We start from the raw sequence: 21,232 nt of genomic DNA on the forward strand, positions 1-21,232 counted from the left end.
AGTCCACCGAACCGGGGCCCGTACCTCGATGTCCGTGCACAGCCACACGGCAGTCGGCCAAGACGCCACTGCCCCACCCGAGTTTCCGCGTCACGTGGTGACGGCGGTCCTCGTCTCCCACGACGGCGCCCGCTGGCTGCCCGACGCGCTCGCCGGGCTGCTCGGCCAGGAGCGCCCCGTGCAGTACGTCATGGCCGCCGACACCGGCAGCGCCGACGACTCCGCACAGCTGATCACCGACGCCATCGGACCCGACCGGGTGCTGCACCTCGCCCGCCGCACCGGCTTCGGCCAGGCCGTCGAGGAAGCCCACCGCACCGCCCCGCACCTCACCCCCGAGGACCTGCCGTATCTCAAGCGGCCCAGCGGCTGGGACCCCGCCACCCGCACCTGGCGCGACGACGCCTACGACCTCCCCGAGCTGCCGCACGGCGAGCCCGTCCAGTGGCTGTGGCTGCTGCACGACGACTGTGCCCCCGAACCCGACGCCCTGGCCCAGCTGCTGCGCGTCGTCGAGAACGAGATGGAGCTGGGCCGCGACGACGTGGCCGTCGTCGGCCCCAAGCTGCGCGGCTGGTACGACAAACGGCAGCTCCTGGAGGTCGGCGTCTCCATCGCCAACTCCGGCCGCCGCTGGACCGGCCTCGACCGCCGCGAACAGGACCAGGGCCAGCACGACCACATCCGGTCCGTGCTCTCCGTGTCCACCGCCGGCATGCTCATCCGCCGCGACGTCTTCGAACAACTCGGCGGATTCGACCGGCGGCTGCCGCTCATGCGCGACGACGTCGACCTGTGCTGGCGCGTCAACGCCGCGGGCCACCGCGTCCTCGTCGCCCCCGACGCGGTCGTCCGGCACGCCGAGGCCGCCTCCCGCGAACGCCGCACCGTCGACTGCGCGGGCCGCACCACCGCCTCCCCGCACAAGGTCGACAAGGCCGGCGCCGTCTACACCCTGCTCGTCAACACCCGCACCGCCGCGCTCCCCTGGGTCCTGCTGCGGCTCGTGCTCGGCACCCTCGTCAGGACCGTCGCCTACCTCGTCGGCAAGGTCCCCGGACAGGCCGTCGACGAGATCCGCGGCCTGATGGGCGTGCTGCTGCGGCCCGAGCGGATCGTCGCCGGACGCCGCAGGCGCGGCACACCGCAGATCGACAAGGCCGAACTGCGCGCACTGTTCCCGCCGCCCGGCGCGACCGTCCGCGCCACCGTCGAACAGGTCGCCGGCAATGTCGTCGGCCGCTCCGACTCCGAGACCGCCTCCGGCGCCGGACGGCACGGCGGCGCCATCGAGTCCGGACCCGGCGGCGACGACGCCGACTTCATGGAGATCGAACAGTTCGCCCGCCTCAAGCGCATCGCCCGCAACCCGGCTCCGATGCTCTTCCTGGTGCTGCTGCTCGTCTCCCTCGTCGCCTGCCGCGCCCTCCTCGGCGGCGGCGCCCTCGCGGGCGGCGCCCTGCTGCCCGCCCCCGCCGACTCCGGCGACCTGTGGTCGCGGTACACCGACGCCTGGCACCCGGTCGGCGCCGGCGGCACCCCCGACGCGCCGCCCTACCTGGCACTCGTCGCCCTGCTGGCGTCCGTGCTGTTCGGCTCCACCGGCCTCGCCGTCACCGTCCTGCTGGTCTGCTCGGTGCCGCTCGCCGGCCTCACCGCCTACTTCGCCTCCCGGCCGCTCGTCACCTCCCGGCTGCTGCGCGCCTGGGCCGCCGTCGTCTACGCCTTCCTGCCCGCCGCCACCGGCGCCCTCGCCGGCGGCCGGATCGGCACCGCCGTCCTTGCCGTGCTGCTGCCGCTGCTCGCCCGCGCGGGCGTCGCCGCCGGCGGTCTCGGCCACCCCGGCGGCGCCCGCGGCAGCTGGCGCGCCACCTGGGCGTACGCCCTGCTGCTGACGGTCACCACCGCGTTCACCCCGATCGTCTGGCCCGTCGCCCTGGTCCTCGGCCTCGCCCTGCTGGCCGTCCGCCGCACCGACATCACCGCCTACGGCCTGCGCTTCCTGGCCCAGCTCGGCACGCCCCTGCTGGTCCTCGCCCCGTGGTCGCTGTCGCTGCTGCCGTTCGGCTTCTTCCGGGAGGCCGGCCTGGAGTACGGCGCCTCCAGCGCCTCCGGGCTCGACCTGCTCGGCGCCAGCCCCGGCGGCTCCGGCACGGTCAGCGGGCTGATGCTCATCGGCGTCGTGCTCGCCGCGCTCGCCGCCCTCCTTCGCTCCGAGCGCCGGTTCTCCATCCTGACGGCCTGGGCGGTCGCCCTGACCGGCCTCGTCTTCGCCGTGCTCGCCAACCGCTCCACGTGGGCCGGCCCCGCCACCCTCGTCTACGGCCTGGCCCTCCTCGCCGCCGCCGTCCTCGGCGCCGACGGGGCACGCGCACGCGTGGCCGAGCAGAGCTTCGGCTGGCGCCAGCCCGTCGCCGCGCTGATCGCCTTCGCCTCCGCCGCGGGCCCCCTGCTCGTCGCCGCCGGCTGGATGATCCGCGGCGCCGACGGTCCCCTGGAGCGCCGCGACGACCCCGCGCAGGTGCCCGCGTTCGTCGCCGAGGACAGCGGCACCCGCGACCAGGCCCGCACCCTCGTCCTCGACAGCGACTCCACCGCGCACGTCCGCTACACCCTGGTCCGCGGCTCCGGCGCCCGCCTCGGCGACGCCGAACTCGCCGCCGCCCAGGGCGCGAACGAGCGGCTCGACAAGGTCGTCGCCAACCTCGTCGCAGGCTCCGGCGCCGACCAGGCCGACCAACTCGGCGCCTACGCCGTGCGGTACGTCCTGGTCCACAAGGGCGCCCCGCGCGAGGTCAGCCGCGTGCTGGACACCACGCCCGGCCTGATGCGGCTCAGCGAGCAGAACGGCAGCGCCCTGTGGCGGGTGGTCGACGAGGTCTCCCGCGCGGTGATCGTCCCGGCCTCCGGCTCCGGCGACCCGCGGCCCGTCGCCGCCGGACCCGTCGAGATCCACACCACCATCCCGACCGGCGCCCAGGGCCGCGTCCTGCGCCTCGCCGACGCGGCCGCCGAGGGCTGGACCGCCACCCTGGACGGCAAGCCGCTCACCCCCACCACGGTCGACGGCTGGGCCCAGGGCTTCGAGCTGCCCCCCACCGGCGGCAGGCTCGACGTCACCTACGACGCCCCGCTCACCCACACCGCCTGGCTGTGGGCCCAGGGCGCCCTCGCCGTCGTCCTCGTGGTCCTCGCCCTCCCCGGCCGCCGTCGCGACGTCGACGACGACCTCCCCGACGAGCCCCCGGTCCCCGCGCAGGCCGTCGCGGGCGAGGGCCGCCGGGCCCGCCGGCTGCGCGCCCAGGCCGAGTCCGAGACCACCGCCCCCGACGCCGTCCCGCCCCCTCCCCAGGAGGACCCCGCGACTCCGGCGCCCCAGCAGCAGCCCTACGGCGACTGGGAGACCACGCCCCCCGCACAGCCCGCCTACGACCAGTACCAGGGCTACGGCCAGTCGTACCCGGCGGACGCCTACCAGAGCGGCCAGTACGACCCGTACGCGTACGACGGCCCGGCCCAGCCCGGCTCGTACGACCAGACGTACGAGCAGACGTACGAACAGGCCTACGACCCGACGTACCAAGCGGGTTACGACGCGCCGTACGACCCGGCGCGGCAGCCGCACGGCAGTGAGCGTTCCGACGGGAGCCAGCAGTGAACCGCACCACCCTGTCCCTGATCGCCGGGGCGAGCGCGCTCGCCGCCGTCACCGCGGTCGCCTCGCTCACCGCCCCCGACGCGTCCGGCACCGACACCGCCCGCGCGGCCGCCCAACTGCCCGTCGAGCGCACCAGCCTGGCCTGCCCGGCGCCCAGCTCCTCCGACCTCGCCGAGACGTCGTACGCGTCCTTCACCCCCGTGACCAAGGGTGCGACGGGCAAGGGGAAGGCCGAACTGCGCGCCGCGGAACGGAAGTCGACGGAGACCGGCGAGAGGGGCAAGGCCGACGAAACCGAGGAAACGGAGAAGGCCGGAAAGCCCGTCCTCGAGGTTGGGGAGCCCGGCAAGCCGACCACGGGGGAGGCCTCCGGCGCCGAGTCGCCCGCGCTGACCGGCAGCGCCGAGGGGACGTACGCGCCGGGCTGGACCGTGCAGCAGACCACCGAGGTCACGGCCGGCACCGGGCGGGGCCTGCAGGGCCTCAGCTGCACCGTGCCGGACACCGAGTTCTGGTTCCCGGGCGCGAGCACGGAGGAGGGCCGTACGGACTACCTCCACCTGACCAACCCCGACGACTCCGCGGCCGTCGTCGACATCGAGCTGTACGGCAAGGAGGGCGAGCTGGAGAGCGAGGTGGGCGAGGGCATGACGGTCCCGCCGCACTCCACCGAGCCGATCCTGCTGTCCACGCTCACCGCCGAGAAGCAGACCAACCTCACCGTGCATGTGACCGTGCGCGGCGGGCGGGTCGGCGCGGCGGTCCAGGCGCTCGACGACAAGCTGGGCGGGGACTGGCTGACCGCCGCCGCGGACCCGGCGGGCAGCCTGGTGCTGCCGGGCATCCCCGAGGACGCCACCGCCGTACGGCTCGTCGCGTTCTCCCCCGGGGACTCGGACGCCGACCTCAAGGTGCGGCTCGCCTCCCCGTCGGGTGAGATCACCCCGGCCGGGAACGAGACGCTGCACGTCAAGGCGGGCATGACGACCGCGATCGACCTCGGCGACGTCACGCGCGGCGAGGCGGGTTCCCTGGTCCTCACTCCGACGGACGAGGAAGTGCCCGTGGTGGCGGCCGTGCGGGTCCTGCGGGGCAAGGGCTCCGCGCAGGAGTCGGCGTTCGTCCCGGCGACCCGCGCGGTGGAGAGCCGCGCGAGCGCGGCCGGCAACGGGGCCAAGGGCACGACCCTGTCCCTGACCGCACCCGCCGAGTCGGCGAAGGTCAAGGTCACGGCGTCGGCGGGCAGCGAGGGCGGCAGCCCCGTCTCCCGCACCTACACCCTGAAGGCGGGCACGACCCAGAACGTCGAGGTCCCGGTCCCGAGCGGCCTCGAGGGTACCTACGCGCTGACCGTGGAGCCGCTCTCCGGCGGCCCCGTCCACGCGGCCCGCACCCTCGGCACCGACCAGGACGGCGTCCCGGCCTTCACCATCCAGACCCTCCCGGACGACCGGGGGACGGTTTCGGTACCGGAGACGGAGGAGGACCTCGCGGTGCTCCAGGAGTAGGGGGCGGCGGGGCTGGGAAACCCCGGCCGGACGCCAGGCCTCAGCCCCGCCCCCACCGCGGATCCCCGCCCTTCAGCCCTCCCCCTACCGCAGATCCCCGTCCGTCAGCCCTCCCGTACCGCGGATCCCCGGCCGTCAGTCCTCCCCGTACCGCGGATCCACCGTCTCCGGCGTCAGCCCCAGCAGCTCCGCGACCTGTTCGACGACGACCTCGTGGACCAGCGCTGCGCGCTCGTCCCGCCCCTTGGTCCGGATCTCGACGGGCCGCCGGTAGACGACCACCCGGGCCCGCCGCCCCTCCCGCGCGGGGATGATCCCGCCGAGCGGAACGGCCTCGTCGTTCCACACCTGCCCGGGGCCGTCCAGCCGAGGCACCTCGAGCACGAGGAAGTCGATGTCGGCGAGCTGCGGCCACCGCCGCTCCAGCCGCTCCACGGAGTCCTGCACCAGATCCGCGAACACATCGGCGCGGCTCGCGGCGAGCGGAACCTGCGGCGGCGCGATCGGGCCGCGCATGCCCCGGCCGTGACGATCACGGCGGCGGGGCCCGGGGCCGGCGGCACGGGGCGGTACTCGGTTGTCCATCACTGGTGAAGGGTAGTCCTCACGGACGGCGTGTCGCTGGATGACCATTCCGGCCAAGGTTGGGCTCGATTCTGTATCTCTCCGAGACCGACGAGCGCGAGGCAAATGACGGCGTTTATACCGACTGATGACCGCTTCACGCCCTCCCCAGGGGGCGGAATGTGCATATCTGCCCAGGTCAGTGGGGTATGCCAAGAGGGGTGTGTGGGGCGTTTCACAGCACGACACGGTGGAGTGACCTGATGGAGAGTCGTCGCGGCCCGCTCAAGAGTGCGGTACCGTCCAACGTCGTGAGCCCTGTACGTCGCTGTTCGCGCACCGCCTGCGGCCGACCCGCCGTCGCGACGCTGACGTACGTCTACGCCGACTCGACCGCGGTCCTCGGCCCGCTCGCCACCTACGCCGAACCCCACTGCTACGACCTGTGCGCCGAGCACTCCGAGCGCCTCACCGCCCCGCGCGGCTGGGAGGTCGTCCGGCTGCTCGACGGTTCGGCGCCCGCCCGCCCGAGCGGCGACGACCTGGAAGCGCTGGCGAACGCCGTCCGCGAGGCGGCCCGCCCCCAGGAGCGCGCGGCGCAGGCCGGCGGCGCGGGCCGCGCGGCGGACCCGATGGAGGTCGCCCGTCGCGGCCACCTGCGGGTTCTGCGTTCACCGGACAACTGAGCCGCAGCAGCGACGACTCCTGATCGACGCACGGGCACAGCCGTGACTGTCGCCGCGACCCGACACTGTCGCCGCGCACCGGCGAACGCCGCGACCCGACGAACCCACTGAACCCACTGAACCCACTGAACCCACTGAATCCGATGAAGACGGGAAGTCCGCTCGCCGGACCACCCGGTGGAGTGTCAGCGTGGGCGGGTAGTTTGTGGTGACCGACAGGACTTTCAGGAGGGTTGGCCGTGGCTGCTGATCTGTCACAGATCGTGAAGGCGTACGACGTGCGCGGAGTCGTCCCCGACCAGTGGGACGAGTCGCTGGCCGAGCTCTTCGGGGCGGCGTTCGCCCGGGTGACCGGCGCGGACGCGATCGTGATCGGCCACGACATGCGCCCCTCGTCGCCTGGACTGTCCCGGGCGTTCGCGCGTGGCGCGGCGGCACAGGGCGTCGACGTCACCGAGATCGGCCTGTGCTCGACCGACCAGCTGTACTACGCCTCGGGCGCGCTGAACCTGCCCGGCGCGATGTTCACCGCCTCGCACAACCCCGCGCAGTACAACGGCATCAAGATGTGCCGCGCGGGCGCGGCCCCGGTCGGCCAGGACACCGGCCTCGCCGACATCCGCGAACTCGTCGAGCGCTGGGTGGACTCGGGCGCCCCGGAACCGGCGGCGACCCAGGGAACGATCACGCAGCGCGACACGTTGGAGGACTACGCGGCCCACCTCCGCTCGCTCGTCGACCTGACCTCCATCCGCCCCCTGAAGGTCGTCGTCGACGCGGGCAACGGCATGGGCGGCCACACGGTCCCCACGGTCTTCGCGGGCCTGCCCCTGACGCTCGTCCCCATGTACTTCGAACTGGACGGCACGTTCCCGAACCACGAGGCGAACCCCCTCGACCCGGCGAACATCGTCGACCTCCAGCAGCGGGTCCGCGAGGAGGGCGCCGACCTCGGCATCGCCTTCGACGGCGACGCCGACCGCTGCTTCGTGGTCGACGAGCACGGCGACCCGGTCTCCCCGTCCGCCATCACCGCCCTGGTCGCCTCCCGCGAACTCGCCAGGAACGGCGGCAAGGGCACGATCATCCACAACCTGATCACCTCCTGGTCCGTCCCGGAGGTCGTCAAGGAGAACGGCGGCACGCCGGTCCGCACCCGTGTCGGCCACTCCTTCATCAAGGCGGAGATGGCGCGCACCGGCGCGATCTTCGGCGGCGAGCACTCCGCGCACTACTACTTCCGCGACTTCTGGAACGCCGACACGGGCATGCTGGCCGCCCTCCACGTCCTCGCCGCCCTCGGCGGCCAGGAGGGCCCGCTGTCCGGCCTGGTCGCCCAGTACGACCGCTATGCCGGCTCCGGCGAGATCAACTCCACCGTCGACGACCAGTCGGCGCGCCTCGCCGCCCTCAAGTCGGCCTTCGAGTCCCGGGAGGGCGTCACCCTCGACGAACTCGACGGCCTCACCGTCACCGCCCCCGACTGGTGGTTCAACGTCCGCCCCTCCAACACCGAACCCCTCCTCCGCCTCAACGCCGAGGCCCGCGACGAGGCGACGATGACGAAGATCCGCGACGAGGTACTGACGATCATCCGCGGCTGAGACGCGTGCTCGCGCCGAGGTGACTCAGAGCGCGCCGCGGTTGGGCCTCGACCCGGGGCGGGTCGGATCGCGACGACGGGGCGAGGCGGTCGTCGAACTGCCGACGCCTGCTGGACGGGGCTGGGCAGGACGGTCACCGAACTGCAGGCTCCGGGTCCGGGCGTGCCGGACGGGGGCTGCGGCGGGCCGGTTGTCGAGGTGGCCGGTGCAGGGGTCGTATCCCGACGGGGTGCAGGGGGCGAGCCCCCGCTGGGGTCCAGGGGCGGAGCCCCCGGCGGGGTCGAAGGGGCGGAGTCCTTTCGGGCCGCGGGGGCGCAGCTCAGATCGCAGCCCCCGCCGAGGCCCCAGGGGGCACAGCCCAGCACGCAGCCCCCGTGGGGTGCCGGGGCGCAGCCCCCGCCGAGGTCGGCAGGCGCAGCCTCTGCCGGCGCCAAGGGCTGCAGCCCTCACCGGGCCCAGGGGCCGCGCCCCAGGTTGCAGCCCCGCTGGGTGCAGGGCGCACAGCCCCGCCGAGGTCCAAGGGCGGAGCCAGCCGCCCGCCCCGGGGCCGCAGCCCACGCAGCCCCCGCGGGATACCGGGCGCGCAGCCCCCGCCATGGCCCCCGAGGCCGAGGGGGCGCAACCCAGCTCGCAGCCCCTGCGGGGTGCAGGGGGCGCAGCCGCCGCCGGGGCGGGAGACCCAGCCGGGCCGGGCGCCCACGGCGTGCACCCCCGCCGGGGTCCAGGGGCGGAGCCCCTGGCGGGGTCGAAGGGGCGGAGCCCCTGGGGATGGGAATGGGTAGGGGCGGCGGGGCGAGCCTCCCCGACGCCCACCCCCACCAACCCCGCCCAACCCCGGCACACCACCCCCCACGGCGGTACGCTGACCAGGCACATCCACACACCAAGCCCAACAGCCGTACAGCATTCAGCCATAGAGCGCACCCGCGCCCCCGCACGCGAAGCACCGCGCAAGCGCACCGCACGCACACTTCGCCGCACCCACACCCCAGACCGATCCAGACCAACCCAGACCGATCCAGACCAACCCGCCCCACCCCAGAAGGGACCCCCCATGCCGCTCGAAGCCGGCCTCCTGGAGATCCTCGCCTGCCCGGCCTGCCACTCCCCCCTCAAGGAGCAGGACACCGAGCTGATCTGCACCGGCCAGGACTGCGGCCTGGCGTACCCCATCCGCGACGGCATCCCCGTCCTCCTCGTCGACGAGGCCCGCCGCCCGGCATAACCCGGCACCCCCGGAGCACCCGGACCCGCGAGGCCCGACACCCGGCGCGCCCCCGACACCCGGCGCGACCCGGGGGCTCCTCGCCACCCGGAACCACCCCCAGCACCGCAGTCAACCCGCACACACCACCCGGCGTCCGGAGGCTGCCGCCCATGCTCGACGAATCGCTGCTCGACACCCCCGAGGCCTTGGCCGAGGCCGACCACCGCGGCCTGCTGCGCGGCGCCGCCGAGGCCGGCGCCCGCGTCCGCACCGCGGCCCGCCACGCCGCCGAGGCCGGCGTCGGCGGCCTGAAACCCGACGGCCGCCCCCGCGCGGTCCTGATCGCCGGCCCGGGCGCCGCAGCGACCCACGCCGCCGACCTCCTCGGCACCCTCGCCGGCCCCGGCAGCCCCGTCACCCGCCTCGCCCCCACCGGCGTGGCCCCGGCCGCCGGCGCCCTCCGCTGGGAACTCCCCGGCTGGGCCGGCTCCGTGGACCTGCTCCTGATCACCACCCCGGACGGCACCGAACCCGGCCTCGCCCTCCTCGCCGAGCAGGCCTACCGCCGCGGCTGCACCGTCGTCGCCGTAGCCCCGCCCAGCACCCCGCTCGCCGAGGCCGTCGCCGGCGCCCACGGCCTCTTCGTACCGATGGCCACGGCCCCGTACGACCAGGACGAACCCCTCGCCGCCTCCGCCCCCGGCGTCCTGTGGGCCCTGCTCACCCCCCTCCTCGCCCTCCTGGACCGCATCGGCCTGCTCGGTGCCTCCACCGAGGCCCTGGACAAGGTCGCCGACCGCCTCGACCTCGTCGCCGAACGCTGCGGCCCGGCCATCGCCACGTACAGCAACCCGGCGAAGACCCTCGCCGCCGAGCTGGCCGACGCCCTCCCGGTGATCTGGACCGAGGGCACCTCGGCGGGCCCCGCGGGCCGCCGTTTCGCCGCCGCCCTCGCGGAGCTGTCCGGCACCCCGGCCGTCGTCGCCGAACTGCCCGAGGCGCTCGCCGCGCACAGCGCCCTGCTCGCCGGCCCCCTCGCGGCCCGCGCCAACCCGGACGACTTCTTCCGCGACCGTGTCGAGGAGCCACCCGCCCTCCACGCGCGCGTGGTCCTGCTCCGCGACCGCCCGATCGCGGGCCTCACCGCCGCCCCCGGGGCCCGTGACCTGGCCCTCAGCCACGACACGCCGATCAGCGAACTCGAGCCGGAGCCGGGCGGCGAACTGGAGACCCTCGCGGAACTGATCGCCATCACGGATTTCGCCGCCGTTTACCTGGCGCTCGCCTCGAGGCCCTGACGTTGCCCGGGACACCCTGACCCGACCGCCGCGGACCCACGGGACGGACCTCGTACGCCGCCCGCCCCCCGAGGGTCCGACGGCAGAAAGAACCCAGAGAACCCCCATGGACCGGCTCGACAACACCATCCGCCCCTACGCCTGGGGCTCCCCCACCGCGATCCCGCACCTCCTCGGCGTGGAACCGACCGGCGAACCCCAGGCGGAGATGTGGATGGGCGCCCACCCGGGCGCACCCTCCCGCACCCCGCGCGGCACCCTCGCCGAGGTCATCGACGCTCACCCGGAACGGGAACTGGGCCAGGCGGCCGTCGCCCGGTTCGGCCCCCGCCTCCCCTTCCTCCTCAAGCTCCTCGCCGCCGGCGCCCCGCTCTCCCTCCAGGTCCACCCGAACCTCGCCCAGGCGAAGGAGGGTTACGAGGACGAGGAGCGCCGCGGCATCCCCGCGGACGCCCCGCACCGCAACTACAAGGACGCCAACCACAAGCCCGAACTGATCTGCGCGCTCACCGAGTTCGACGGCCTGTGCGGCTTCCGCGACCCGGTCCGGGCCGCCGACCTCCTCGCCGGCCTCGAGGTCGACTCCCTCAAGCCGTACGTCGACCTGCTGCACGCCCACCCCGAGGACGCGGCCCTGCGCGAGGTGCTGACCGCCGTCCTCGGCGCCGACCGCGAGGAGATGGCCCGCACGGTCGCCGAGGCCACCGCCGCCTGCACCCGCCTCGGCGGCGCCTACGCCCCCTACGCCGACATCGCTCACCACTACCCGGGCGATCCCGGCGTCATCGCCGCCATGCTCCTCAACCACGTCCGGCTCCAGCCCGGCGAGGCCCTGTTCCTCGGCGCCGGCATCCCGCACGCCTATCTGAACGGCCTCGGCGTCGAGATCATGGCCAACTCCGACAACGTCCTGCGCTGCGGCCTGACCCCGAAACACGTCGACGTCCCCGAACTCCTGCGCGTCGTCCGCTTCGAGCCGAGCGACCCGGGCGTCCTGCGCCCGGAGGCCTCCCCGGACGGCGAGGAGGTCTACGAGACCCCGACCGACGAGTTCCGGCTGTCCCGGTACGTCCTCCCGGAGGGCGGCCCGCGCCGCGACCTCACGCGCCCTGCCCCGCAGATCCTGCTGTGCACGGCCGGCGCCGTACGGGCCGGAGAGCACGAACTGCGCCCCGGGCAGTCCGTCTTCGTCCCGGCGGGCGAAGGCATCGACGTGTCCGGCGCGGGCACTCTCTTCCGGGCGACCGTCGTCGTCTGACGGTCCGGCAACAACCGATATGGGCACCTTAAGCAGCCCGTAAGGACCGCCTGGCGCGGTACCCGCACAAGGGCTGCAACAATGGCCCACCGTCAAGGACGGGCAAGGCCCGGCAGCGGCGTACGTACGAAGGGACCACGCCAACACATGAGCGCGTCAGGCGGTACCAAGGCGATCGTGGCGGCACTGTTCGCCAATCTCTCGATCGCGGCAGCGAAGTTCGTGGCGTTCCTCTTCAGTGGCTCGTCCTCGATGCTCGCCGAGTCGGTGCACTCCGTCGCCGACTCCGGCAACCAGGGCCTGCTGCTCCTCGGCGGCAAGAAGGCCAAGCGCGAGGCGACCCCGCAGCACCCCTTCGGCTACGGCCGCGAGCGCTACATCTACGCCTTCCTCGTCTCGATCGTCCTCTTCTCGGTCGGCGGCATGTTCGCCATCTACGAGGGTTACGAGAAGATCAAGCACCCGCACGAGATCAAGCACTGGTACTGGCCGGTCGGCGTCCTCGTTTTCGCGATCATCGCCGAGACGATCTCCTTCCGCACGGCCATCAAGGAGTCCAACGCCGTGCGCGGCAGGAAGTCCTGGAAGGAGTTCGTCCGCCACGCGAAGGCCCCCGAGCTGCCGGTCGTCCTCCTGGAGGACCTCGGCGCACTCGTCGGTCTGATCCTGGCCCTCGGCGGCGTCGGCCTCGCCCTCCTCACCGGCGACGGCGTCTGGGACGGCATCGGCACCCTGTGCATCGGCGTCCTGCTCATCGTGATCGCCATCGTCCTGGCCGCCGAGACCAAGTCGCTGCTCCTCGGTGAGGCCGCGGGCCTGGAAGAGGTCCAGAAGATCGAGGCCGCGATCGTGGACGGCACGACCGTCACCCGCATCATCCACATGCGCACGCTCCACCTCGGTCCCGAGGAGCTGCTGGTCGCCGCCAAGATCGCCGTACGCCACGAGGACACGGCCACCGACATCGCCGCCGCCATCGACGCCGCCGAGGCCCGCATCCGCGAGGCCGTCCCGATCGCCCGCGTGATCTACCTGGAGCCTGACATCTACAGCGAGACCGAGGCCGCCAAGGGCCCCGACCCGGAGGCCACCCCCGGCGGCCCGGCACCACTCGGCACCGACCACTGACGCCGTACGACACCTACGACACCTACGACCCGTACGACCCGTACGACCCGTACGACCCGTACGACTCGAACGACCCGAACGAAGAAGGGGCCCTGCCGCTCACCCCGAGCGGCAGGGCCCCTCCTCACCCCCAGGACCTCACAGGTGCTGCGGCCACCACTGCGTGAGCACCGACGGCCGCCGCCGCACGTTCCGCGCCGACACCGCCAGCAGCACCGCACCCACCAGCAGCACCAGCCCCAGCAGCAGAAGCAGCGCCAAGAGCACCGGCACCACGCGGTCACCGGTCACCCGGCCGATGACGGCGCCGGCCGGAACCGTCCCGCCGTGGTCGGCGGCGAAGGCCCGCGAGTCCCGCGCGGTCATCCGGTTGTCGCCGAGCAGGAACAGCCGCCCCTCCGGCACCCGCACCTCGTACGGCTGACGCATCCCGTCACCGACGTCGTCCCGGACATACGGCTCCACCAGCGGCCCACCGTTGAGTACGAGCCGCTCGTCGGCGGTCCCCGCCGCCCCCACGCAGCACACCACCCGGTCGCCGCCCACACCGACCACCCGCTGCACGACGTTCTTCCCGTGATAGCGCTCCGGCGCCGCGTACAGCACCACATCGCCCCGCCGCACGTCCTGCGCCCCGATGCGCTCGAACAGGACCGGATCACCGATGTCGTACGTCGGCACCATGCTCTCGCCCCGCACGGTGACCAGCTTGTATCCCGCGCGCAGACTCACCAGGGACGTGGCCATCAGCGCCACCCCCAGCACCCCCACCACCCACGCCACCACCGTGACACGGCGTATCGCGTCCACCGCTGCTCTCCCTCCCCACCCGGCACAACCGTGGACGCCGAGGCTACGGCCGCCCACCGACACACCTCGCGCCGGGGGCGGCCGTACGACCTACCGGATCTCGCCCAGCACCTCCAGCACCGCCTCCTCGTCCGCCGCACCCAGCAGCCGCTCCCGGAAGGCGGGGTCCATCAGCCGCCGCGACAGCAGCGCCAGGATCCGCAGATGCTCATCACCCGCCGCTGCCTCCGGTACGGCGATCATGAACACCAGCCGAGCCTTCGTACCGTCCGGGGAGCCCCACTCCACGCCCTCAGCCGACCGCGCGAAACCGACCACCGGCGCGGTCACGGCATCCGTCTTGGCATGCGGAATCGCGATCTCCTCGCCGAGCCCGGTCGTGCCCTGCGCCTCACGCCGCAGCGCCACCCGCACCAGCTCGTCCACATCCGCGACCCGGCCGCTCCGCGCCAGCAGCCCGGCCATCTCCCGGATCGCGGACTCCTTGTCCCGAGCCCCGAGAGCGACCCGGACCGTCCGCCGGGTCAGATGACCGGAGAGCACATCGCGACCGTCCCCGCCGTCTACGCCGCTCCGGCGCCGGCCGCCGTCGTGATCGTCCTCGCCCGGTCGGCCGCCTCCGCCGCGCGGGACAGGGGCGCCCTCCGCCCGTGAGGCCGTGCCCCGCGAGGAGGTCCCCGACGTCCCCGGCACCTCCGCACCGACACCGACCAGCGCGGCCTCGGAAGCCGATACGGTCTCGGAAGCAGACGTGGCTTCGGACGCGGCCTCGGACCGGGGACCGCTCACCGCACCGAGCCCCCGCCCGTGCCCAGGTCCCCGCCCCCGCTCGCCGAGCCCGACCAGCGCAACCGTCGCCACCCCGGTCACCACGGAACCGACCAGCACGGCCACGAAGAACATCGGCACCCCGCTCACCGCGCCCAGCACCGCCACGATCGGCCCGCCGTGCGGCACCGCGTCCTCCACCCCGGCGAGCCCGGCGATCGCCCCGGCCACCGCGCCGCCCAGCATGTTGGCCGGGATGACCTGCGCCGGCCGCGCAGCCGCGAACGGAATCGCGCCCTCGGAGATGCCGAAGCAGCCCATGAAGAGGGCGGCCAGCCCGGTCTCCCGCTCCTGCTCGGTGTACAGCCGTCGCCGTATCAGCGTGGCCAGTCCCTGCCCCAGCGGCATCACCGGAATGGCCGCCGCGCACATGCCCATGACCGTCTGGTTGCCGGACGCGATGAGCCCTGCGCCGAAGAGGAACGCCGTCTTGTTGACGGGCCCGCCCATGTCGAACGCGATCATCAGCCCGAGAACCGCCCCGAGCAGTACCGCGCTCGTGCCGGTCATCCCGCTCAGCCAGTTCGTCAGATGCTCGAACACCCAGGCGATCGGCTGTCCGATGACGTAGACGAAGAACAGCCCCAGCGCGGTCGTCGCCACGATCGGGATCACGATGATCGGCATGATCGGCTGCACGAACCTCGGCACCCGGACCTTCTTGATCCCCACCACGAGATATCCGGCGAGGAACCCGGTCACGATCGCCCCGATGAACCCCGCCCCCGCCTCGGAGTCGTACAGCTCACCCGTGTTGGCGATCCACCCGCCGATCATGCCCGGCACCAGCGCGGGCCGGTCACCGATCGCGTAGGCGATATAGCCGGACAGGATCGGCACCATCAGCGTGAAGCCGATGACGCCGATGTTGTTCACGTCCATCCAGAAGGAGTCCTTCGGGATGACCAGCCCACCGGACGGATCGGTGTGCCCGCCGAGCGACAGCGAGATCGCGATCAGCAATCCGCCGACCACCACGAACGGGATCATGTAGCTGACCCCGTTCATCAGCGCCTTGTACGCGACACTCCGCTCCCTGCCGCCACGGCCACCGCCACCACTGCCATGGCCATCACCGTCACGACCGTCGGCGGAACCCGGCGCCGCCGCGCCGCCCGGCGCGAGGACCGGCGCCGACAACACCCGCTCGATCAGCCGCTCCGGATGCCGGATGCCCTCGGCGACCCCGACGACGAGCACCCGCTTGCCCGCGAACCGACCGAGGTCCACGTCCTTGTCCGCGGCGACGATGACCCCGTCCGCGCTTCTGACATCGTTGTCATCGAGGACGTTCTCGGCCCCGATCGAGCCTTGCGTCTCCACCTTCATCTCGATACCGCGGCTCTCCGCCGCCTGCGCGAGCTTCTCCGCCGCCATGTACGTGTGCGCGATACCGGTCGGGCACGCGGTCACGGCGAGCAGCTTCAACCGCTTGCCCTCGCCACCGCCGCCGGTGGGGGGAGGTCCGGCCGGACTGGTCACGTCGATCTCCTTACTTCGTCACTGCGGACCCCCGCATCCTGCAACACCCACCCCTGCGGACCCCACCCCCCGGCCGCCATGACGACCCGGCGGGGGCCGTGACGACGCGGCACGGCGGGCCCACGGACAGCACCGTCCCGTCCCATGAACGGCGTGATCTGTTCGACTGCGGACTGGGGACGGGCGGGCCGACCGGTGTAGCTTGGGACGGAGCCAGACGTCGCTGCTGATGGCGGTCGGGCGGTCCCACCGGGACCGACCGAGGGAGAGAGGGCCTCCGACGGACTGCGCTGCGCGTACGCGGGCATGCCTGTGTCCTCGTTCGGGCACCCCGGTGACCGCCGCCGCGCAGATCAGCCGTACCCACCTCGACCCAACCTCCGAGGAGCAGCTCGTAATGACGACTGTCGACAACCGACAGGACTTCAAGGTCGCCGACCTCTCCCTCGCCGAGTTCGGCCGCAAGGAGATCACCCTCGCCGAACACGAGATGCCGGGCCTGATGGCGATCCGCAAGGAGTACGCCGAGGCACAGCCCCTCAAGGGCGCCCGCATCACCGGCTCCCTGCACATGACCGTGCAGACCGCGGTCCTGATCGAGACCCTGGTCGCCCTCGGCGCCCAGGTCCGCTGGGCCTCCTGCAACATCTTCTCCACCCAGGACCACGCCGCGGCCGCCATCGCCGTCGGCCCGAACGGCACGCCCGACAACCCGCAGGGCGTCCCGGTCTTCGCCTGGAAGGGCGAGACCCTGGAGGAGTACTGGTGGTGCACCGAGCAGGCGCTGACCTGGCCCGGCACCGCCACCGGCGGCCCGAACATGATCCTGGACGACGGCGGCGACGCCACCCTCCTGGTCCACAAGGGCGTCGAGTACGAGAAGGACGGCAAGGTCCCCTCGCCCGACACCGCCGAGTCCGACGAGCACCGCGTCATCCTCGAACTGCTGACCCGCACCCTGGCGGAGAACCCCCAGAAGTGGACCCAGCTGGCGTCCGAGATCCGCGGCGTCACCGAGGAGACCACCACCGGTGTCCACCGCCTGTACGAGATGCAGCGCGAAGGCACCCTCCTGTTCCCGGCGATCAACGTCAACGACGCTGTCACCAAGTCGAAGTTCGACAACAAGTACGGCTGCCGCCACTCCCTGATCGACGGCATCAACCGCGCCACCGACACTCTGATCGGCGGCAAGACCGCGGTCGTCTGCGGCTACGGCGACGTCGGCAAGGGCTGCGCGGAGTCGCTGCGCGGCCAGGGCGCCCGCGTGATCGTCACCGAGATCGACCCGATCTGCGCCCTGCAGGCCGCGATGGACGGCTACCAGGTCACCACCCTCGACGAGGTCGTCGAGACGGCCGACATCTTCATCACCACGACCGGCAACAAGGACATCATCATGGCCGGCGACATGGCCAAGATGAAGCACCAGGCGATCGTCGGCAACATCGGCCACTTCGACAACGAGATCGACATGGCCGGCCTCGCCAAGGTCCCCGGCATCGTCAAGGACGAGATCAAGCCGCAGGTCCACACCTGGACCTTCCCGGACGGCAAGAAGATCATCGTCCTGTCCGAGGGCCGCCTGCTGAACCTGGGCAACGCCACCGGTCACCCGTCGTTCGTGATGTCCAACTCCTTCGCGGACCAGACCCTGGCCCAGATCGAGCTGTTCACCAAGCCCGACGAGTACCCGACCGGCGTCTACGTGCTGCCCAAGCACCTCGACGAGAAGGTCGCCCGCCTCCACCTGGACGCGCTCGGCGTGAAGCTGACCACGCTCCGCCCCGAGCAGGCCGAGTACATCGGCGTGAAGGTCGAGGGCCCGTACAAGCCGGACCACTACCGCTACTGAGCCACCCGGCCCGGTCACCGTCCTCCGAGGCAGGCCCCCGCACCCCCGTGCCGGGGGCCTGCCCCTTTGGCCGAACCGGTCCGTGTCGGCAGCGTCCCGGACCAGCCCGTCAGACCCCAGGACCCCCATGCCCCGCGGCCGCTATTCGCTCCACGATCCGCACGATCACACCCCCCTCGCAGAAGAGCACTTCCACTGCGCCCCCGGCCCCTCCGGCTGGCGCTACGTCGCCCAGACGACGACACCCTCGGGCGACCACCACGGCTCCGTCGACCTCGCCCTCGACGACCTCGGCCGCCCCATCCGCCTCGAACTCCACGCAGGCGGCTGGCAGGTGCGCGGCGCCGCCCTCGACGGGGTCACCTGGGTCCGCACGGACCCCACCGGCGCTCACGCCACGGAAGGCAACGTCCGCGCCCACGCGTTCACCGGCACATCCCCCGCGTTTCTCGTCGCCACCACTCGTCTCCTGCGCCTCACCCCCTCCAGCGCGGCCACCCGCGTACGCCTCGTCGCCTTCACGGACCCGGTCCTCGCCCCGCGCACCGTCGACCAGTCCTGGGCCCTGGTGAACAGAGAAACACACGGCACTGACAACGGCCCCCTGACCGTGGACGAATACCAGGTCACAGCCCTGGACACGGGCGAGCAGCACGCCGTGCACATCGCCGGCGACGTGGTCCTCGCGGCCCCCGGCATCGAGCTGGAGGACCTGGACTCACCGCCGACCGTGTTCGAGTGACGACCGCGTCCGAGTGACGTCCGCGCCCGAGCGATGCGTGGCCCCCGCGAAGGTCGGCCTGCCGGCACCTCAGGCCGGGGGCACGAACCCGGTGGCGGGGGATTCGGCTGAAGCACCCTCACCCCGTGCCGGCGCAGGCTGCGCGGACCCGCCGCCCGGCGGTGCTGCCCGCTCGACCGGCACGGCGGGCGGAACGTAGGAGGCACCGGCCGCCGAACCCCCCGCCGGCTGCCCGGCGGGGCCGACCGCCGAACCCTTCCCGTTCTCGAACACCCGCCGCACCTCACGTGCCTGCCGCTCCTGGAGCACCGCGGCCAGATAGTCGGCCGGGGGCACCCCCGGCGGCACCGGAGCACCCGTCCGCGCCGCGAGATCACCGGCGAGACGTTCCGCCATGGCCCGGCCCACCTGCGGATCCAGCTGCCGCGTCCGCGCCAGGTACTGGCGCACGGCCAGCCACAGCCCGTCGGGAACCGCGGACAGGTCCAGCCCTGAGAACCGCCCGGCGAGCCCGGGCGGAGGCGGCGCGATGAACCCGGTCCGCGCCACGGGCACCCGCTCCCGCACCACGAGAGTCCCCGCGAACACGTCCCCGAGCCGCCGGCCCCGCGCCGATATCAGCGAGGCGATACAGGCGACGACTCCGAAGGTCAGCAGAATCTCGAAGGCCCCGATCGCGCCGCGCACCAGCGCGTGGCGGAACCGGATCGGCCCGCCGTCGTCCCGCACCACCCGCAGCCCGCACACCAGCTTCCCCAGCGAACGCCCATGGCTCAGCGTCTCCACCGCGATCGGCGCACCCACAAGGATCAGCACGAATGTCGCAATGGACACCGCGGTCTGCGCGGCCTGATCCAACGACGCGGTCGCCATGAGCAGCCCCACGGACACGGCGATGTAGGCCACCACGGCCACGACCAGATCGAGCAGCACGGCCAAGGCCCTGCTGGGCAACCTCGCCGGGCGCAGCTCAAGCGCCACAGCCTCGCCCGTCACCAGCTCACTCACGCCCGCCGTCCTTCCCCTGGCCTGCCCCGAGAACGGCCAGTCTGCCAAGCTGAGCGCACATCGCGCCGCAGTACGACAAGCTGACATCCACGACGAGTCGCGACGATCAGCCGAGGAGCAGGCACACCGATGGACCTCGACGTCTTCGTCTCCGCCCACCGCGCGGAGTGGGACCGCCTGGACGCCCTGCTCCGCCGCCGGCGCCGGCTCACCGGTCCGGAGGTAGACGAACTCGTCGCCCTCTACCAGCGCACGGCGACCCACCTGTCCCTCATCCGGTCCAGCGCGCCCGATCCCCAGCTGACCGGCCGGCTCAGCCAACTGGTGGCACGCGCGCGTGGAGCCGTCACAGGGACCCGCCGTGCCTCCTGGCGCGACGTGACCCGCTTCCTCGCATACGGGTTCCCCGCCGCCGTCTACCGCTCCCGTCACTGGTGGGTGCCCACCGCGCTGCTCTCCGCGCTCGTCGCGGCCCTCCTGGGCTGGTGGATCGGCACCCACCCCGACGTCCAGGCGACGATCGCGGCCCCGAGCGAACTACGCGAGCTCACCCGCCCCGGCGGCGAGTACGAGTCGTACTACTCCAGCCACCCCGCGGCCTCCTTCGCCGCCCAGGTCTGGACGAACAACGCCCAGGCCGCCGCCATCTGCCTGATCCTGGGCGTCTTCCTCGGCATTCCGGTCATCTGGATCCTCTTCCTGAACATGCTCAACCTCGGCATCGGCTTCGGCCTGATGTCCTCGGCCGGCCGCCTCGACACCTTCCTCGGCCTCGTCCTGCCGCACGGCCTCCTGGAACTCACCGCCGTCTTCGTCGCCGCGGGAACCGGCCTCCGTCTCGGCTGGACCCTCATCGACCCGGGCCCCCGCACTCGCCGCACAGCCCTCGCCGAGGAGGGCCGTGCCGCCCTGGGCATGGCCATCGGCCTCGCCCTCGTGCTCTTCGTCGCCGGTGCCATCGAAGGCTTCGTCACCCCGTCCGGCCTGCCGACGTGGGCCCGCATCACGATCGGCGTCGTCGCCGAGCTGGCCTTCCTGACCTACGTCTACGTCCTCGGCGGCCGCGCGGCCCGCGCCGGGGAGACCGGCGACGTAGAGGCGGCCGAACGCAGCGCCACCGTGCCCACGGCCGCCTGATGTGCATCCACGCCCGCTGAGCTGCTAGTGTCCTCTTCGCCCCGCAAGAGCCGTTGACACGGCGCGAGCGGGGAGGTAGATTCGAACAGTTGCCTGGGACTGGACCTGATCCGGTCGGTGACCTTGAGAACCTATCGCTTCTCGAAATATCGATTTCGACGAAGCCCCTCCCGATGAAATCGGAAACCGATGGCCGGTCTGACCGGCTCGAAAGTTCTGATAAAGTCGGAACCGCCGGAAAGGGAAACGCGAGAGCGGGAACCTGGAAAGCACCGAGGAAATCGGATCGAGAAAAGATCTGATAGAGTCGGAAACGCAAGACCGAAGGGAAGCGCCCGGAGGAAAGCCCGAGAGGGTGAGTACAAAGGAAGCGTCCGTTCCTTGAGAACTCAACAGCGTGCCAAAAGTCAACGCCAGATATGTTGATACCCCGTCCATCGGATCACCGATGGTCGAGGT

General features: G+C 72.7%; 15 protein-coding genes. 11 read left to right on the top strand and 4 right to left on the bottom strand.

What is annotated here, in order from left to right; translation table 11 throughout:
• Nucleotides 1-28: 28 nt before the first annotated feature.
• Nucleotides 29-3,658, top strand: coding sequence for a glycosyltransferase (locus ACIG0D_RS10415; RefSeq protein ID WP_399798138.1), 3,630 nt, complete (start codon nt 29-31; stop codon nt 3,656-3,658).
• Entirely contained in the window at nt 3,655-5,166 is a 1,512-nt protein-coding gene (locus ACIG0D_RS10420; protein WP_399798140.1) for a DUF5719 family protein, read from the top strand. Before ACIG0D_RS10415 ends, ACIG0D_RS10420 begins: the two co-directional genes overlap by 4 nt.
• 135 nt (nt 5,167-5,301) lie before the next feature.
• Here ACIG0D_RS10420 and ACIG0D_RS10425 read toward each other — a convergent pair whose 3' ends face one another.
• A complete protein-coding gene (locus ACIG0D_RS10425) occupies nt 5,302-5,751 on the bottom strand; it encodes a metallopeptidase family protein (protein ID WP_365766453.1) in 450 nt (149 codons plus the stop codon).
• Nucleotides 5,752-5,993: 242 nt separating this feature from the next.
• Between ACIG0D_RS10425 and ACIG0D_RS10430 the strand changes: the two genes are divergently transcribed.
• The 6 genes from ACIG0D_RS10430 (at nt 5,994) to ACIG0D_RS10455 (ending at nt 12,911) form a co-directional block, all read left to right on the top strand.
• On the top strand, nt 5,994-6,416 hold the full coding sequence (locus ACIG0D_RS10430; protein WP_365766452.1) for a DUF3499 domain-containing protein: 423 nt from the start codon (nt 5,994-5,996) through the stop codon (nt 6,414-6,416).
• A gap of 239 nt (nt 6,417-6,655) precedes the next feature.
• Nucleotides 6,656-8,020 (top strand): phosphomannomutase/phosphoglucomutase, encoded by a 1,365-nt coding sequence (locus ACIG0D_RS10435; RefSeq protein ID WP_399798144.1) that lies wholly within the window; start codon nt 6,656-6,658, stop codon nt 8,018-8,020.
• A gap of 1,054 nt (nt 8,021-9,074) precedes the next feature.
• Nucleotides 9,075-9,245, top strand: coding sequence for a Trm112 family protein (locus tag ACIG0D_RS10440; protein WP_356343069.1), 171 nt, complete (start codon nt 9,075-9,077; stop codon nt 9,243-9,245).
• Between the two features lie 152 nt (nt 9,246-9,397).
• Nucleotides 9,398-10,525, top strand: a complete 1,128-nt coding sequence (locus tag ACIG0D_RS10445) for an SIS domain-containing protein (protein ID WP_399798146.1) — start codon at nt 9,398-9,400, stop codon at nt 10,523-10,525.
• 106 nt (nt 10,526-10,631) lie between these two features.
• Nucleotides 10,632-11,783 (top strand): mannose-6-phosphate isomerase, class I, encoded by a 1,152-nt coding sequence (gene manA, locus ACIG0D_RS10450; protein ID WP_399798149.1) that lies wholly within the window; start codon nt 10,632-10,634, stop codon nt 11,781-11,783.
• Between the two features lie 147 nt (nt 11,784-11,930).
• Nucleotides 11,931-12,911, top strand: a complete 981-nt coding sequence (locus ACIG0D_RS10455) for a cation diffusion facilitator family transporter (RefSeq protein ID WP_399798152.1) — start codon at nt 11,931-11,933, stop codon at nt 12,909-12,911.
• A 138-nt stretch (nt 12,912-13,049) separates the two neighbouring features.
• Here the strand turns inward: ACIG0D_RS10455 and lepB are convergent, their stop codons facing one another.
• Both lepB and ACIG0D_RS10465 read right to left on the bottom strand, forming a co-directional pair.
• The gene (gene lepB / locus ACIG0D_RS10460) at nt 13,050-13,721 is read right to left on the bottom strand and encodes a signal peptidase I (RefSeq protein WP_399798154.1); all 672 of its coding nucleotides are present in this window, start codon (nt 13,719-13,721) and stop codon (nt 13,050-13,052) included.
• Nucleotides 13,722-13,811: 90 nt separating this feature from the next.
• Nucleotides 13,812-16,031, bottom strand: coding sequence for a fructose-specific PTS transporter subunit EIIC (locus ACIG0D_RS10465; protein ID WP_399798156.1), 2,220 nt, complete (start codon nt 16,029-16,031; stop codon nt 13,812-13,814).
• Between the two features lie 397 nt (nt 16,032-16,428).
• Between ACIG0D_RS10465 and ahcY the strand changes: the two genes are divergently transcribed.
• Together ahcY and ACIG0D_RS10475 are read left to right on the top strand one after the other, a co-directional pair.
• Entirely contained in the window at nt 16,429-17,886 is a 1,458-nt protein-coding gene (gene ahcY / locus ACIG0D_RS10470) for an adenosylhomocysteinase (protein ID WP_399798159.1), read from the top strand.
• A 127-nt stretch (nt 17,887-18,013) separates the two neighbouring features.
• Nucleotides 18,014-18,628 (top strand): hypothetical protein, encoded by a 615-nt coding sequence (locus tag ACIG0D_RS10475; RefSeq protein WP_399798161.1) that lies wholly within the window; start codon nt 18,014-18,016, stop codon nt 18,626-18,628.
• 69 nt (nt 18,629-18,697) lie between these two features.
• Here ACIG0D_RS10475 and ACIG0D_RS10480 read toward each other — a convergent pair whose 3' ends face one another.
• Entirely contained in the window at nt 18,698-19,636 is a 939-nt protein-coding gene (locus ACIG0D_RS10480) for an RDD family protein (RefSeq protein ID WP_399798163.1), read from the bottom strand.
• Nucleotides 19,637-19,765: 129 nt separating this feature from the next.
• Between ACIG0D_RS10480 and ACIG0D_RS10485 the strand changes: the two genes are divergently transcribed.
• The gene (locus ACIG0D_RS10485) at nt 19,766-20,773 is read left to right on the top strand and encodes a stage II sporulation protein M (protein WP_399798165.1); all 1,008 of its coding nucleotides are present in this window, start codon (nt 19,766-19,768) and stop codon (nt 20,771-20,773) included.
• Nucleotides 20,774-21,232 lie beyond the last annotated feature (459 nt).

Source organism: Streptomyces sp. NPDC052773 (genome assembly GCF_044547145.1).
Classification (GTDB): Bacteria; Actinomycetota; Actinomycetes; order Streptomycetales; family Streptomycetaceae; genus Streptomyces.